The 15446-nt window shown below is 63.0% G+C and carries 11 protein-coding genes and 1 tRNA gene; 8 read left to right on the forward strand and 4 right to left on the reverse strand.

Features of this window, described 5'->3' with window-relative positions:
- The first annotated feature begins 45 nt into the window (after positions 1–45).
- Positions 46–423, forward strand: coding sequence for a thioredoxin family protein (locus HV711_RS16550; RefSeq protein WP_013586806.1), 378 nt, complete (start codon positions 46–48; stop codon positions 421–423).
- 361 nt (positions 424–784) lie between these two features.
- On the forward strand, positions 785–3469 hold the full coding sequence (locus HV711_RS16555; protein WP_035482038.1) for a DNA topoisomerase III: 2685 nt from the start codon (positions 785–787) through the stop codon (positions 3467–3469).
- 189 nt (positions 3470–3658) lie between these two features.
- Here the strand turns inward: HV711_RS16555 and HV711_RS16560 are convergent, their stop codons facing one another.
- Positions 3659–4744, reverse strand: a complete 1086-nt coding sequence (locus HV711_RS16560; protein ID WP_035482040.1) for a LysR family transcriptional regulator — start codon at positions 4742–4744, stop codon at positions 3659–3661.
- Positions 4745–5086: 342 nt separating this feature from the next.
- A complete protein-coding gene (locus tag HV711_RS16565; protein ID WP_035482042.1) occupies positions 5087–6955 on the reverse strand; it encodes a phosphoenolpyruvate carboxykinase (GTP) in 1869 nt (622 codons plus the stop codon).
- A 375-nt stretch (positions 6956–7330) separates the two neighbouring features.
- On the opposite strand from HV711_RS16565, the gene HV711_RS16570 reads away from it, so the two are divergent.
- A complete protein-coding gene (locus HV711_RS16570; RefSeq protein WP_035482073.1) occupies positions 7331–8344 on the forward strand; it encodes a D-2-hydroxyacid dehydrogenase family protein in 1014 nt (337 codons plus the stop codon).
- A gap of 57 nt (positions 8345–8401) precedes the next feature.
- Here the strand turns inward: HV711_RS16570 and HV711_RS16575 are convergent, their stop codons facing one another.
- On the reverse strand, positions 8402–9265 hold the full coding sequence (locus tag HV711_RS16575) for a patatin-like phospholipase family protein (protein WP_013586801.1): 864 nt from the start codon (positions 9263–9265) through the stop codon (positions 8402–8404).
- 53 nt (positions 9266–9318) lie between these two features.
- Positions 9319–9723 carry a PaaI family thioesterase gene (locus HV711_RS16580; protein ID WP_035482044.1) on the reverse strand — a complete coding sequence of 135 codons (405 nt, stop codon included), beginning with the start codon at positions 9721–9723 and terminating at the stop codon, positions 9319–9321.
- Between the two features lie 199 nt (positions 9724–9922).
- Between HV711_RS16580 and HV711_RS16585 the strand changes: the two genes are divergently transcribed.
- The 5 genes from HV711_RS16585 to HV711_RS16605 all read left to right on the forward strand — a co-directional run bounded on the left by HV711_RS16585 (position 9923) and on the right by HV711_RS16605 (position 15378).
- A tRNA-Lys gene (locus HV711_RS16585) sits at positions 9923–9998 on the forward strand.
- A gap of 281 nt (positions 9999–10279) precedes the next feature.
- The gene (locus HV711_RS16590) at positions 10280–12505 is read left to right on the forward strand and encodes a TonB-dependent receptor (protein ID WP_035482047.1); all 2226 of its coding nucleotides are present in this window, start codon (positions 10280–10282) and stop codon (positions 12503–12505) included.
- 100 nt (positions 12506–12605) lie between these two features.
- The gene (locus HV711_RS16595; protein WP_035482051.1) at positions 12606–13292 is read left to right on the forward strand and encodes a Fe2+-dependent dioxygenase; all 687 of its coding nucleotides are present in this window, start codon (positions 12606–12608) and stop codon (positions 13290–13292) included.
- A 284-nt stretch (positions 13293–13576) separates the two neighbouring features.
- Positions 13577–14230 (forward strand): peroxiredoxin, encoded by a 654-nt coding sequence (locus HV711_RS16600; protein WP_028362091.1) that lies wholly within the window; start codon positions 13577–13579, stop codon positions 14228–14230.
- Positions 14231–14304: 74 nt separating this feature from the next.
- A complete protein-coding gene (locus tag HV711_RS16605) occupies positions 14305–15378 on the forward strand; it encodes a rhodanese-like domain-containing protein (protein ID WP_035482053.1) in 1074 nt (357 codons plus the stop codon).
- The last annotated feature ends 68 nt before the right edge of the window (positions 15379–15446 follow it).

A 15446-nucleotide genomic window follows, 5' to 3' on the forward strand; every position in this document is an offset into this window, starting at 1 on the left:
CTACATTCGCGCCAAAGCATTCGATCAAGCAACTGAGGAACCACCATGCCCGCGCTGAATCTCGACACCGACCAAGACCGGATCGCCGAGCGCGTCAACGAGCCCGACACGCTGTTCGTCGCCTGCCTGTGCGCGGAGTGGTGCGGAACCTGTCGCGAGTACCGCGAGGCATTCGACAAGCTGGCCGAGCGGCATCCCGACATCTGTTTCGCATGGATCGACATCGAAACGCATGCAGATCGATTCGACGATCTGGACGTCGAGAATTTTCCGACCATCCTGATCGAAGACTCAGTAACGACACGCTTTTTCGGCACTGTTTTGCCGCAGGCAGCTATCGTCGAGCGGATGTTGTCGGACCTGACCGCGCTGCCGGGCGTGGTCGGCGCGCCGAAGTTGCGGCCGGCGCTGGCGGCCGCGTGAGCGCGGCCTCAGAGCCGCTTAAGCACCGCTTGAGAGCCGCTTGAGCGCCGCCGGATGGCCGCGCGTTGACCGCACGTCGGCCGCTTTCGCCACTCGTCCGACAACTGCAGGCGACGCGCCGGGGCAGCGCCGATGGCTCAGCGGCACGGCCGTTGCGACCGGCGCACCGCGCGTTTGCCGCAGCTTGCCCAATTGCTGAGCGCGCAATTATGATGGCGCGCTTTTATGGCACTTGACACGCCGCTTTGGCGCCGTGTGCTATAAAGCGGTCGTTAATGGGTAGCAAGGTCGCAAACGAGGGTCGCGCCGCCTGGGCGCGCTCAAGACCACCCACCCGGATATACCAACCTCACATCGAGTCATGTCCAAAGCACTGATCATCGCCGAAAAGCCTTCCGTCGCGAACGACATCGCGCGCGCTTTGGGCGGTTTTACCAAGCATGACGAATACTACGAGAGCGACGAGTACGTGCTCTCGTCGGCAGTGGGCCATCTGCTGGAAATCGCCGCGCCCGAAGAATACGAAGTGAAGCGCGGCAAGTGGAGCTTCGCCAATCTGCCCGTCATTCCGCCGCATTTCGATCTGAATCCGATCGCGAAGAGCGAGTCGCGCCTGAAGGTGCTGACCAAGCTGCTCAAGCGCAAGGATATTGACCGCCTCATCAACGCATGCGACGCGGGGCGCGAGGGCGAGCTGATTTTCCGCCTGATCGCGCAGCACGCGAAAGCCAAACAGCCGGTGCAGCGGCTGTGGCTGCAATCCATGACGCCCGCGGCGATCCGCGACGGCTTCGCGCGTCTGCGCAGCGACGAGGAAATGCAGCCGCTCGCCGACGCCGCGCGTTGCCGCTCGGAAGCGGACTGGCTCGTCGGCATCAACGGCACGCGCGCGATGACCGCGTTCAACAGCAAGGGCGGCGGCTTTTTCCTCACCACCGTGGGGCGCGTGCAGACGCCCACGCTGTCTATCGTCGTCGAGCGCGAGGAGAAGATTCGCCGCTTCGTGCCGCGCGACTATTGGGAAGTGAAGGCGGAGTTCGTCTGTGCGGCCGGTTTCTACGAGGGCCGCTGGTTCGACCCGAAGTTCAAGCGCGACGAGTTCGATCCTGAAAAACGCGACTCGCGTCTGTGGTCGCTGCCCGCGGCGGAAACCATCGTCGCGGCCTGCCGCGGCCAGATCGGCACGGTCACTGAAGAATCGAAGCCGTCCACGCAACTCTCGCCCGCTCTCTTCGACCTCACGAGCCTGCAGCGCGAGGCGAACGGCCGCTTTGGCTTCTCGGCGAAAAACACGCTGGGTCTCGCGCAGGCGCTCTACGAAAAGCACAAGGTGCTGACGTATCCGCGGACCGACGCGCGCGCGCTGCCCGAAGACTATATGGAGACGGTCAAGCAGACGCTCGGCATGCTCAAGGAGAGCAACAACTACCTGCCGTTTGCCAAGCAGGTGCTGGACAAGGGCTGGGTGAAACCGAACAAGCGCATCTTCGACAATTCGAAGATCAGCGACCACTTCGCTATCATCCCGACGCTGCAAGCGCCCAAGAATCTGTCCGAGCCCGAGCAGAAGCTGTACGACCTGGTCGTGAAGCGCTTTCTGTCCGTGTTCTTCCCGGCAGCCGAGTTCCGCGTGACGACGCGTATCACCGAAGTCGTCGGTCATCACTTCAAGACCGAAGGCAAGGTGCTCGTCGAGCCGGGCTGGCTGCAAATCTACGGCCGCGAGACCGGCGGTGAAGACGCCAACCTCGTGCCGGTGCAGAAGGACGAGAAGGTCAAGACCGACAAGATCGCCGCGCAGCAGCTCGTGACGAAGCCGCCGGCACGCTATAACGAAGCCACCTTGCTCTCGGCGATGGAAGGTGCAGGCAAGCTCGTGGAAGACGACGAGCTTCGCGAAGCCATGGCTGCAAAAGGGCTCGGTACGCCGGCTACGCGCGCCGCCATCATCGAAGGGCTGTTGGGCGAGAAGTATCTGATTCGCGAAGGCCGCGATCTGATTCCGACCGCGAAGGCATTCCAGTTGATGACGCTTCTGCGCGGCCTCGGCGTGAAGGAATTGACCGCGCCCGAACTGACCGGCGAGTGGGAATACAAACTGTCGCAGATGGAACGCGGCAATCTGCCGCGCGACGCGTTCATGCAGGAAATCGCCCGCATGACGCAGACCATCGTGAAGCGCGCGAAAGAGTACGACTCCGACACGATTCCCGGCGACTACGCGACGCTGCAAACGCCGTGTCCGAATTGCGGCGGCCAGGTGAAGGAGAATTATCGCCGCTTCGCGTGTTCGAAGTGCGAGTTCTCCATTTCGAAGATTCCGGGCGGCCGCCAGTTCGAGATCGAGGAAGTCGAGGAACTGCTGAAGAACAAGACGATCGGACCGCTGTCGGGTTTCCGCAGCAAGATGGGCCGGCCGTTCTCGGCGATCCTCAAGCTTTCACTCGACGACGAAATCAAGAACTACAAGCTCGAGTTCGACTTCGGTCAGGACGCGGGCGGCGAAGACGGCGAACCGCCCGACTTCTCCGATCAGGCGCCGGTGGGCGCGTGTCCGAAGTGCAAGGGCCGCGTGTTCGAGCACGGCATGAGCTACGTCTGCGAGAACTCGGTCGCGAATCCGAAGATGTGCGACTTCCGCTCCGGCAAGGTCATCCTGCAACAGGAGATTGCCCGCGAGCAGATGGCGAAGCTGCTCGAAGAAGGACGCACCGACCTGCTGACGAACTTCAAGTCGTCGCGCACGGGTCGTAACTTCAAGGCGTTCCTCGTCAAGCAGAACGACGGCAAGATCGGCTTCGAATTCGAGAAGAAAGAGCCGTCGGCCAAGACGGCTGCGAAGACGGCGGCGGCGAAATCGGCAGTGAAATCGGCAGCAAAAGCCGGCGGCCCTGAGTTCGAATCCGATGACGACGAAGCACCGGTCGCGGTGAAGGCCGCGCCGGCCGCGAAAAAGGCCGCTGCGAAGAAAGCACCCGCTACAAAGACGGCAGCAGCAAAGAAGGCGCCGGCCAAAAAGACGGCGGCTCGCAAGACCGGCTCGTAATCGGTTGGACATGAGCCCGGCGCGGCGAGCCTGTCATGCAGGTTCTGTGCACGCCGCGCTGTGCTGACCCGCCGCTTCTAACAAGAAAGCGCGATCGCCTATCAGGTGACCGCGCTTTTTTCATGCATTCGGCAACGCGCCAGGTCTTGCGCGCACTGCCCTGCACGCAAGGTTGCCTTTACAGCGGCGTCAACGCCGCGAGCGGTTCGCCGGCTTGGCCAACGTCTTCGGCACCGGCGAGAGCTCGCTGTCCAGAAGACGCGACAGCGGTTCTGCACCGTCGAACGCTTCGGGCGGCATGGAAGCATCCGCTGCTTCGAACGACGCCGGCGCCGCCGGATGTCCTACGCCGTCCTTGATCCACTGCTCGCCGAGCAGGCTGTTCGGCGTCTGGCTGAAATGCTCGACCAGATGATCGATGAACGTGCGGACCTTGGCCGGCAAATGGCGCCGGCTCGGATACGCAATGTTGATCTCGACTTGCGGCAAACGGTAGTCGCCGAGCAGGCGCACCAGCCGGCCGCGCGTCATGTCGCGTCCGATCAGATAGCTCGGCAGAATCGCGATGCCCATGCCGAGCAGCGCAAACTGACGCAGCATCTCCGTATTGTTGGCCACGATCACATTCGACGGACGCACCCGAACTTCGCCTTCGGGACCGGTAAACACGCGCTCGTCGCCCCAATACTCGGAGGGCAGACTCAGACACGGATGCTCGAGCAGATGCTCCGGACGCGTGGGCGTACCGTGCTTCTCCAGATACGCCGGGGTCGCGCACACGGTCATGCAGCCCGTGGTCAAGCGCCGCGTGACAATGCTCGCGCTGCGCATTTGCCGCGCGATCACCACGCCGACGTCGAAACCTTCTTCGACCAGATCGACCTGGCGGTCGACGAGCGTTACGTCAGGAATGACTTTCGGATAACGCTCGGCGTACGTTTGCAGAACGGGCGCGAGGTTATGCAGGCCGAACACAACCGGCGCGACAATGCGCAACGTGCCGACGGGTTCGTGATTGCGCGCGACCACCATCTGTTCGACGTCTTCCAGTTCGTCGAGAATCTGGCGCGCGCGTTCGAGATACACCTGACCGGATTCGGTCAGCGACAAACTGCGGGTTGTACGGTTGAGCAGTCGCGTGCCAAGACGCCCTTCGAGGTCGGCAACGTGACGGGTGGCAACTGCGTTGGAGATATCCATCGCGCTCGCAGCGCGGGCAAAACTGCCGAGATCCGCCACTTTGACGAAAACTCGCATCGACTGCAAATGATCCATATGACAACTCCTGCCGTGTTACGGCTTCCTGACAATTGGTGATAACCATTGGAAGCGAACTAGGGATTCTCCTACGACTCGCGCAATCGTGCAGAAGTTGCCCGCAAAAGCGGAAATCTCGTCAAATTTCGTGCGACTGTGCGCCCAAATGTGGGGCAAGAGTCCCGATTGTTCCGCGACACGAAACAATTTGCTGCGGCGCAGCTTGCGGCAGGGCATGGTTCGAACAGATGCAACGTGATCGCGTGCGCGCGCTTCGGCCTCGCATCGCGTCACGACGGTTGCCGCCAAAGCAAAAGCCGCCCGAAGGCGGCTCTTGTAGCGTAGTGAGTACTCACATGCTCAGGCTGCGAGCTTGCTCTCCAGCTGACTCTTTGCCTGCGTAAGCGCCGGCGGCAGGCCTTGCTGCAACGTGTCAAAGAGTTCGCTGTGCAGCGCGAGCTCGGCGCGCCACGCTGCGTCGTCGACGGAAATGACCTGTTCGAACTGTTCGCGGCTGAACTCCAGACCGCTCCAGTCGATGTCCTCATAGTGCGGCGACACGCCGAACGCATGCTCCTCGCCCTGCGCGGTGCCCTCGATGCGGCCGACCATCCAGCCGAGCACGCGCATGTTCTCGCCGAAGCCCGGCCAGACGAATTTCCCGTCGGCGCTCTTGCGGAACCAGTTGACGCAGAAGATTTTCGGCAGCTTCGCGTTCAATTGCTGCAAGCGTTCGCCCGTTTTCAGCCAGTGGCCGAAGTAGTCGCTCATGTTGTAGCCGCAGAACGGCAGCATCGCGAAGGGGTCGCGGCGCACCACGCCTTGCTGGCCGGCGGCCGCGGCGGTCGTCTCCGAACCCATGGTGGCCGCCATGTAGACGCCCTCGACCCAGTTGCGCGCCTCCGTGACGAGCGGCACGGTGGTCGAACGGCGTCCGCCGAAGATGAACGCGTCGATCGGCACGCCCGCCGGATTTTCCCAGTCGGCGTCGATGGACGGACATTGCGATGCCGGCGCCGTGAAGCGCGCGTTCGGATGCGCGGCTTTGCGGCCGGTTTCCTTCGCGCTCGCGGGCGTCCAGTCCTTCCCCTGCCAGTCGATGAGATGCGCGGGCGGCTCGTCGGTCATGCCTTCCCACCAGACGTCGCCGTCGTCGGTCAGCGCCACGTTCGTGAAAATCACGTTTTCCTTCAACGTGGCCATGGCGTTGAAGTTCGTTTTTTCGCTCGTGCCCGGCGCGACGCCGAAGTAGCCGGCCTCGGGGTTGATCGCGTACAGGCGGCCGTCCTTGCCTGGTTTGATCCACGCGATGTCGTCGCCGATGGTCGAGATTTTCCAGCCGTTGAGACCCTCGGGTGGAATCAGCATCGCGAAGTTGGTCTTGCCGCACGCCGACGGGAACGCCGCCGCCACGTGGTGCTTGCGTCCCTCGGGCGAGGTCACGCCGAGAATCAGCATGTGCTCGGCGAGCCAGCCCTCGTCGCGGCCCATTGTCGATGCAATGCGCAGCGCAAAGCACTTCTTGCCGAGCAACGCGTTGCCGCCGTAGCCCGAGCCGTAGCTCCAGATTTCGCGCGTCTGCGGAAAATGGACGATGTACTTGGTCGGATTGCACGGCCACGGCACGTCTTTCGCGCCCGCTTCGAGCGGCGCGCCGACCGAATGCACACAGGGCACGAACTCACCGTCTTCGCCGAGCACGTCGTACACCTTGCGCCCCATGCGCGTCATGATGCGCATGTTGGTGACCACGTACGGACTGTCGCTCAGCTCCACGCCGATATGCGCGATAGGCGAGCCGAGCGGGCCCATGGAAAACGGCACCACATACATGGTGCGGCCGCGCATGGCGCCGTCGAACAAACCGTCGAGCGTGGCACGCATTTCATCGGGCGCGACCCAGTTGTTGGTCGGCCCGGCGTCCTCGCGGCGCTCCGCGCAAATGAACGTGCGATCCTCGACGCGCGCGACGTCGGAAGGATCGGACCAGGCGAGATACGAATTGGGACGTTTCGCGGGATTGAGCTTTCTGAGCGTACCGGCTTCCACCATCTGCGCGCATAGGCGGTCGTATTCCTCCTGCGAACCGTCGCACCAGACGATCTTGTCCGGCCTCGTCATGGCCGCCACGCGCTGAACCCAGTCGATCAGTTTCCGATGTTTGACCCACGCTGGCGCTTCTACTGACGCTTGGGCTGTGGGATGTGCCTCGAATGATGGAAGATTCATCGACTTGTCTCCGTTTGTAGGGATTGGAAAACGGTACAAGCCCGGCGACGCTGCATGCGAGAGGCATTGAACTGGTCGCGCTGGTTTTTACAAACCGGCGCGCAATTGCGCAGGTCATCACGGGCTTCAATGCAGTTTGTCCGGCAAAGCCACACGGGACGGGCGTCTGCAACCGTCTGTAAAGCGGCTTGCCTCAACACGCAACAAACTGTTAAAAACGATGTCAATCGGCCTTGCCGTAGCGCTGTCGTTCTACGCGGCAGTTTCTACGGTAAGCCATTCAGCCAGACCGGCATGTGACCTGGGTCACATGGTGGGACAGTCAGCATAACACTCCGTTCCCGCACCGCTATGGTGCGGCGCAAGATACATACCATGAAGATTGCCATCCTCGACGACTATCAGGACGCCGTACGTAAGCTCGACTGCTTTCAATTGCTGGCGGATCATGAGGTAAAAGTTTTCAACAACACTGTCCGGGGACTGGGTCAGCTGGCGAGCCGTCTTTCCGAGGTCGACGCGCTCGTGCTGATTCGCGAACGCACTCGCGTCAGCTCGCAACTGCTCGATAAACTGCCGCGTCTGCGCATGATCAGCCAGACGGGCAAAGTGTCGAGCCATATCGATCTCGCCGCCTGTACCGAGCGCGGCATCGCCGTGCTGGAAGGCAGCGGCTCGCCCATCGCGCCGGCCGAACTTACATGGGCTCTCATCATGGCGGCGCAGCGGCGCATTCCGCAATACGTGGCGAACCTTAAGCAGGGCGCCTGGCAGCAGTCCGGGCTCAAGACCTCCGCGTTGCCGCCTAACTTTGGCTTGGGCCAGGTGCTGCGCGGCCAGACGCTCGGCATTTGGGGCTATGGCAAGATCGGGCGGCTCGTCGCCGGCTACGGCAAGGCCTTCGGCATGAATGTGCTGATCTGGGGCCGCGAGCATTCGCGTGAAGCCGCGCGTCAGGACGGCTATGGCGTAGCGGAAAGCCGCGAAGCGCTGTTCGAGCAGAGCGACGTGCTGTCGCTGCATCTTCGTCTGCACGACGACACGCGCGGCATCGTGAAGCAGGAAGACCTGATGCGCATGAAGCCGACCGCCTTGCTCGTGAACACGAGCCGCGCCGAGCTGCTCGACGACAACGCGCTCGTCAACGCGCTGTCGCACAACCGGCCGGGCATGGTCGCCATCGACGTGTATGAAAGCGAGCCGATTCTGCAGGGCTACAGCCTGCTGCGCATGGAGAACGTGATCTGCACGCCGCATATCGGCTACGTGGAGCGCGAGAGCTATGAGCTGTACTTCAGCGCTGCGTTCAAGAACATTCTTGCTTTCGACGCCGGCGACACCGCCAGCGTGGCCAATCCGGAAGCGTTGCAGGGCGGACGCCGGCGCTAGCGGGGTTGGCGCCGGCGCTCTACAAAGAGTTCTGCGCAGCGCGCCGGCGCGCTCACCTCAGGCGGCGAATTCCTGCAGATCCGGCATGCGCTGGAGGAAGGTCTCGCCGTCCGCGCGCCCGAGGTTGTAGGCATGCACCATCTGCGACGGACTCGTGTAGTCCCAGCTCGAAATCGGCACTTTGCGCGACGGCTGCACATACAGCCGTTGCTGCACGCCGTGCGGGACGACGAACATCTGCGGCCGCGGATAAAGGCGCGTGACCATGACGAGCACATTGCCGGGCGCGTCCGCGTCGAGCGCGCCGACGGGGACGTTGTCGACCATGCCGCCGTCGAGCACCGGCCGGCCGTTGCGCCGCAAGACCGGCGTGAAAGGCGGCGTGCTCGACGATTGCAGGATCAGATCGGCGAGATCTTCGACAGTCGCACAATCTTGCGCGCGCACGAATTCCGGGTGAAAACCGAGCGTCTGGCCAAGCGTGGGGTGGAGCGTTTTTCGCACATATTTTTCGATGTTGTACGCGATGAGCCCTGCGGCGACCGCGCTGCGTGCGCCGAGCCAGCGCGGCAGGTGCGACACGCCGATGCGAATTTCGGGCGCCTTCGCAAGCGACGAAAACTTCTCGCCGTAGATGTCAAGCAGCGCCTGGCGATAAATGCGGTAATGCGGAAACACCGACTGACCGCGTAGCAGATTGCCCCAATACGCGTTGCGCGAGTTGTGCCGCAGCGCGTTTTCGTAGTAGCGCATGACCCATTCGGAATCGCGCGTGTAGAGCATGCACGCGGTGGCGGCGCCCGCCGAAATGCCGGTGATGACGCGCGGACGGATGCGCAACTCCGGCTGCACGACGTCCCAGAAACCCGCCTGCCACCAGCAGCGATTGCCGCCGCCGGCGAATACGACCTGATCGAACATCCTCTTTTCCTTGACTGCTTTGTCACATGCCGCGAGGCGGCCGGTGTGCCGGGTTACTCGAGCAACGCGTAGGTCGTGGTGGCGTGAACGGCCATCGCGCCCGTCTCGTCGAACAGTTCCACTTCGCCGAATACGAGATTGCGGCCGAGGCGCAGCACGCGCGCCGTGACCAGCACGTCGCCCTTGCGCACCGCGCGCATGAAGCTGATGTTGAGCGACACGGTGGTCATCGGTTTGAAGCCGCCGAGCGCGGCCGAAATGGCGACGATCATGGCGGTGTCGGCGACCGCCATGAACACCTGACCGCAGATCACGCCGCCCGAATGACGCAGGGCGCCGGCAAACGGGAGGCGCAGCGTGGCGCTTTCTGCGTCGGCCTTGACGGGAGTGAGCGCCAACCCGCGCACCCACGGCGCGAGAACGCGGTCGAGCAGTTCGAGTGTTTCTTTGTCGTCCATGGCGATTCCCGTCGAAAGCCGCGCGGAGCAAGAGCGGCAACTGTCCGCGACATGATACCGGGACGCCGGACGCGACGTCTTTTTGAAGACAGTCGCTTTCGTTGAGGAGTTACTCCAGCTTGAAGTGGCGTTTTTTTTAAGAAATCTGCTAAAGGGGCTTGGCAAGGTCGGAAAGTTACTGCATAATTTCGCTTCTGTTGGGGCGTTAGCTCAGTTGGTAGAGCAGCGGACTCTTAATCCGTAGGTCGAGTGTTCGAGTCACTCACGCCCCACCAAAGAATTTGAAAGGTCGGTCAGCGAAAGCTGACCGGCCTTTTTTGCTTTGCACCTCCCCGCCTTCTCCAACCCCACCACACAACCCCCATCCCTCCGTTACCCATGCGTAACAAATTATTGCGAACGATTATCATCCATGCAATGATACTGATTCTCATTTGAGAGCATGACGACGGGCCCACCATCCCTTGCGGCAGACTCCGGCAGTCCACCTGCCGATGCCGCCACGGCGCGGGCGTCCGTCGAATCAGAACAATAGCGACAACGACAGGGTATTGAGATGTTCCGAAACACGCCTCTCGCGGCGGCCGTTCTGGTCGCGTTCGCGACGCCGCTTTACGCTCAAACGACAGCCACGCCCGCGACCGGCGCGCTGCCCGCATCATCCGCTTCCGCGTCCCCTTCCGCCGCAAATCAGGCCGCCGATAGCGCCACGCTGCCCGCGGTCAAGGTGACGGGTCAAAGCGCCACGCCCGCGGAATTCGCGGCCGACGTCTCGAGCGTCGGCGCCAAAGTGCCGACCGCCCTGCGCGACATTCCGCAAGCCGCCGTCGTGGTGCCGAAGTCGGTGCTGCAATCGCAGGCCGCGAGCTCGTTCACCGACGCGCTGCGCAACGTGCCGGGCATCACCATCGGCGCCGCGGAAGGCGGCCAGATCGGCAACAACATCAACCTGCGCGGCTTCTCCGCGCGCACCGACATCTACCTCGACGGCTTCCGCGACCGCGGCCAGTACTATCGCGACACGTTCAACCTCGAATCGATCGACGTGCTCTACGGCCCGTCCTCGCTCTACTTCGGGCGCGGCTCGACGGGCGGCGTCATCAACCAGGTCAGCAAACAGCCCACGTTGAAACCGCGCGCCGACGTGTCCGTGCAAGCCGGCACGCACGATCGCTACCGCACCACCGTCGACCTGAATACACCGATCACGTCGACTTCCGCCTTCCGGATCAACGCGTTCGGCCAGGACCTCGGCTCCTCGCGCGACGTGATGAAGAGCAAGGACTACGGCGTCGCGCCGGAAGTCAAATTCGGCATCGGCACGCCGACGGAAATCACGCTGTCCGCGCTGATCCAGCATAACCGCGACCAGCCCGACTATGGCGTGCCGGCGCTCAACGGCCATCCGGCGCCCGTCAATCGCGGCACGTTCTACGGCTTCACCGACGACCGCACAATCCAGGACGTGCAGACACTCAACGCACGCATCGAACATCGCTTCAACGACAGCCTGAAACTGCGCAACCAGACGCAATTCAGCCACTACAGCACCGAAGCGCGCGCGACCAACGCGGCGTCGGTGCTGACGGGTCCGCTGCCGACGTCGACGGCACTCACCAACGGCAACTACACGAGCATCGATCCGTCGAAACTGTTCGTGAAGCTGCAAGGCAAAGACCGCAACATCAACGATCACTCGGTCTACAACTCGACCGACATCGAGGCCAAATTCAACACCGGCTTCATCAAGCATGAAGTGGTGGCGGGCGTCGACCTGAGCCACGAGACCTACAGCAACCAGAGCTTCGCGACCACCACGCCGGGCCTGCCGTCGAACACGATCGCGATCGTGCCGCTCGTCGACCCTTCGTACACGACGCGTCCGTCGAACGCGAAAACGGTGGCGACGAACCTCGCGGAGTCGAGCGCAAACGGCATCGGCGTGTATGCGAACGACACGGTGTCCATCGGCGAGCACTGGAAGGTGGTGGGCGGCGTGCGCTGGGACCGCTACGAGGCGTCGATTCACAACTCGATCAATTCGCCTTCGTACGCCACGCAGACCAACTACTTCACGAGCGTGCGCGGCGGCGTCATCTGGCAACCGACCGACTGGCAGTCGTACTACCTGTCGTACGGCACGTCCTTCAATCCGTCGCTCGAAGCACTCACGGTGACGAACAACACGCAGAACCTCGCGCCGGAGCACAACAAGTCGTATGAAGTCGGCGCGAAGTGGGATCTGCTGAACGGCGGCCTGTCCGTCACGCAATCGCTTTTCAACATCGAAAAGACCAACGCGCGCACGCTGAACGCGGACGGCAGCTACACGCTCGACGGCGACGTGCGCGTGCGCGGCTACCAGCTCGGCGTCGCGGGCCACATCACCGACAAGTGGCAAGTGTTCGGCGGCTACACGTATATGGACGCGACGATTCTGAAGGCGCTCGACGGCACCGCCGGCAAGACGCCCGCGAACACGCCGCGCAACATGCTCACGCTGTGGACCACGTATGCGTTCACGCCGCATTGGGAAATCGGCGGCGGGCCGATTTACACGTCGTCGCGCTACGCCGCGAACAACAACTTCGTGCAGGTGGGCGGTTATACGCGCTGGGACGCAATGGCCGCGTATCACGCGAAAAAGTACGACGTCCAGTTCAACGTGCTGAACATCACGGACAAGAACTACTACGACGCGCTGATTCCGTCGGACGGCGGACGCGCGGCGCCGGGCAACGGCCGCACGTTCCTCGCGACGGTAAACTACCGTTTCTTCTGATCGCCGCAACCCGCGATCGACGCCACGCACGCCGCGCGTCTTGCCGCTTCCCGCTTCACCAGGCAGCAAAAGGCGCGCGGTTTCGCAGGAAACTCGAACGATGATTGTCTCCATCCCCGACGTATTCACCCCCGCCGACGCCGCCGCGATGCGCGCGCATCTCGAAGCGGCCGCGGACGCATGGGTGGACGGCCGCGCAACGGCCGGCTACCAGGGCGCGCCCGTCAAGCGCAATCAGCAGATCGCAGAAGGCTCGCCGATCGCGCTGAAAATGGGCGACAGGATCATCGCGGCGCTCGAGCGGCATCCGCTTTTTATCAGCGCCGCGTTGCCGAACAAGGTTTATCCGCCGCTCTTTAACCGCTATGAAGGCGGCATGCACTTCGGCAGCCATGTCGACGGCGCCATTCGCCTTGTGCCCGGCAGCGGCGCGCGCGTGCGCACCGACCTGTCCGTCACGCTCTTCCTCACGCCGCCGGACGAATACGACGGCGGCGAACTGCTGATCGAAGATACTTTCGGCGTGCAGGAAGTGAAGCTGCCCGCCGGCCATGCCATCGTTTACCCGGGCACGAGCCTGCACCAGGTCCGGCCAGTCACGCGCGGCGCGCGCGTATCGAGCTTCTTCTGGGTGCAAAGCCTCGTGCGCGACGATACGCAGCGCGCGATGCTGTTCGACCTCGACGGTGCAATCCAGCGGCTGAACGCGTCCAATGCGGACGACGCCGCGCGCCGCACGCTCGTCGGCTGTTATCACAACCTGCTGCGCATGTGGAGCGAGACGTAACCGGCAGGCGCGGCGGATTACCCCTGCATGCTGGCTAGAGCGGCGCGCTTTTTTGTCCTACGCTTTAAGCGCGACGCGTGGCGCATCCGTGTGTTTCCGCACCACAGCAATCCGGCGAAGACGCCCGCCTCCACGCGCGTGCAAGGTCCTCCCGCGGCAAGACACCGAACCGGCTGGAGGCTGATCGTGAGTCATGCAATCGCCTGATCAAACAGTCAGGCCGCCCGGGAATCGCCGCTCCGAGAATCGGCGCATTGCCCGGCGCATTCCCATGGAGGATGACGATGTCGATTCGACTTGGAGAAGAAGCTCCGGATTTCACCGCCGACACCACTGAAGGCACCATCCGTTTCCACGAATGGATCGGCGACCAGTGGGCGGTTCTCTTTTCACATCCCAAGGACTTCACGCCCGTCTGCACCACCGAGCTGGGATACATGGCCGGCCTCAAGCCGGAGTTTGAAAAACGCAACACGAAAATTATCGGTCTGAGCGTCGACCCAGTGAGCGATCACGAGAGATGGGTGAAGGATATCGAAGAGACGCAGGGCCACGCGGTCAACTATCCGCTCATCGGCGATGCCGACCTCAACGTCGCGAAGCTCTACGACATGATCCACCCGAATGCGAGCGGCGGCACGCGCACCGCGGCGGACAATGCGACGGTGCGCTCGGTGTTTATCATCGGACCCGACAAGAAGGTCAAGGCGATGCTCGTGTATCCGATGAGTTCGGGACGCAACTTCGACGAAGTGCTCCGTCTGCTGGATTCGCTGCAACTGAACGCGAAGCATGCGGTCGCCACGCCGGTGAACTGGAAGCCGGGCGATGATGTCATCATTCCGACGTCCGTCTCGAACGAGGATGCCGCGAAGAAGTACCCCGAAGGCTTCAAGACCTTGAAGCCGTATTTGCGGACGGTCGCACAGCCGCGGTGAGGCCGGCAGCGCCGTGAAGCCGGGCGCGCCCCGCGCCCGGTACACTTGACGATGCGTGCTCACGGAGAAAACCCTTGCTCATCTTCCGCCAACTGATCGACCCGCAATCGTCCACCTACACCTATCTACTCGCCGACAGTGCGACGCGCGAAGCAGTCCTTATCGATCCGGTATTCGAGCAGGTGCGCCGGGACACCGCGCTGATCAAGGAACTCGGGCTGCGCCTGCTTTATACGATCGACACGCACGTGCACGCCGACCACGTGACGGGCGCGTGGATGCACAAACGCCGCTCGGGCAGCCAGATTGCGATATCGGCAGCAAGCGGCGCGGAAGGTGCGGACCGCTATCTGAACCATGGCGACCGATGCGAGTTCGGCACGCGCTACCTGGAAGTACGCGCGACGCCGGGCCACACCAACGGCTGCATCAGCCTCGCGCTCGACGACGGCACGATGATGTTCACCGGCGACTGCCTGCTGATTCGCGGCACGGGCCGCACCGACTTCCAGCACGGCGACGCGCGCGCGATGTTCCGCGCCATCCACAGCCAGATTTTCAGTCAGCCCGACACGTGCCTGCTGTATCCGGCCCACGATTATCGCGGCTTGACGGTCACGAGCGTCGGCGAAGAGCGCAGCTTCAATCCGCGCCTTGGCGGCGAACTGTGTGAAGACGATTTCGTCGGCTATGTGACGAATTTGCGGCTGCCGCATCCGAAGCAGATCGACATTGCGGTGCCGGCGAACCTGAAGTGCGGCGTCGCTGCGAGCGACCCCACGCAAGCGGCGGAGCCGGATTGGGCGCCGCTCGTGTACACCTTTGCGGGCATCTGGGAAATCGGCCCGCAATGGCTCGAAGACAATATGCGTTCCGTGCAGATCGTCGACGTGCGCGAGCCCGACGAGTTCAACGGGCCGCTTGGCCGCATTCCCGCCGCGCGGCTCATTTCGCTCGGCAATCTGGCCGCCCGCACCGCGGAACTCACGAAAGATCGCCCCATCGTGACCGTGTGCCGCGCGGGTGGCCGGTCGGCGCAAGCCACGGTGATCCTGCGCCAGGCCGGTTTTAACGACGTGGCCAACCTCGCGGGCGGCATGCTGCGCTGGCGCGCGGAGGGCCGCGTGGTGGAAAACGGGAGCGAGTAGGTCACGCTGCGATTTCGTTGCGCCCGCATCCAATGGATACACCCGCTCGCGCGGTGCCGAACCTGCAC

This window comes from Paraburkholderia phenoliruptrix (genome assembly GCF_902859825.1).
In the GTDB taxonomy this organism is placed as follows: Bacteria; Pseudomonadota; Gammaproteobacteria; order Burkholderiales; family Burkholderiaceae; genus Paraburkholderia; species Paraburkholderia phenoliruptrix.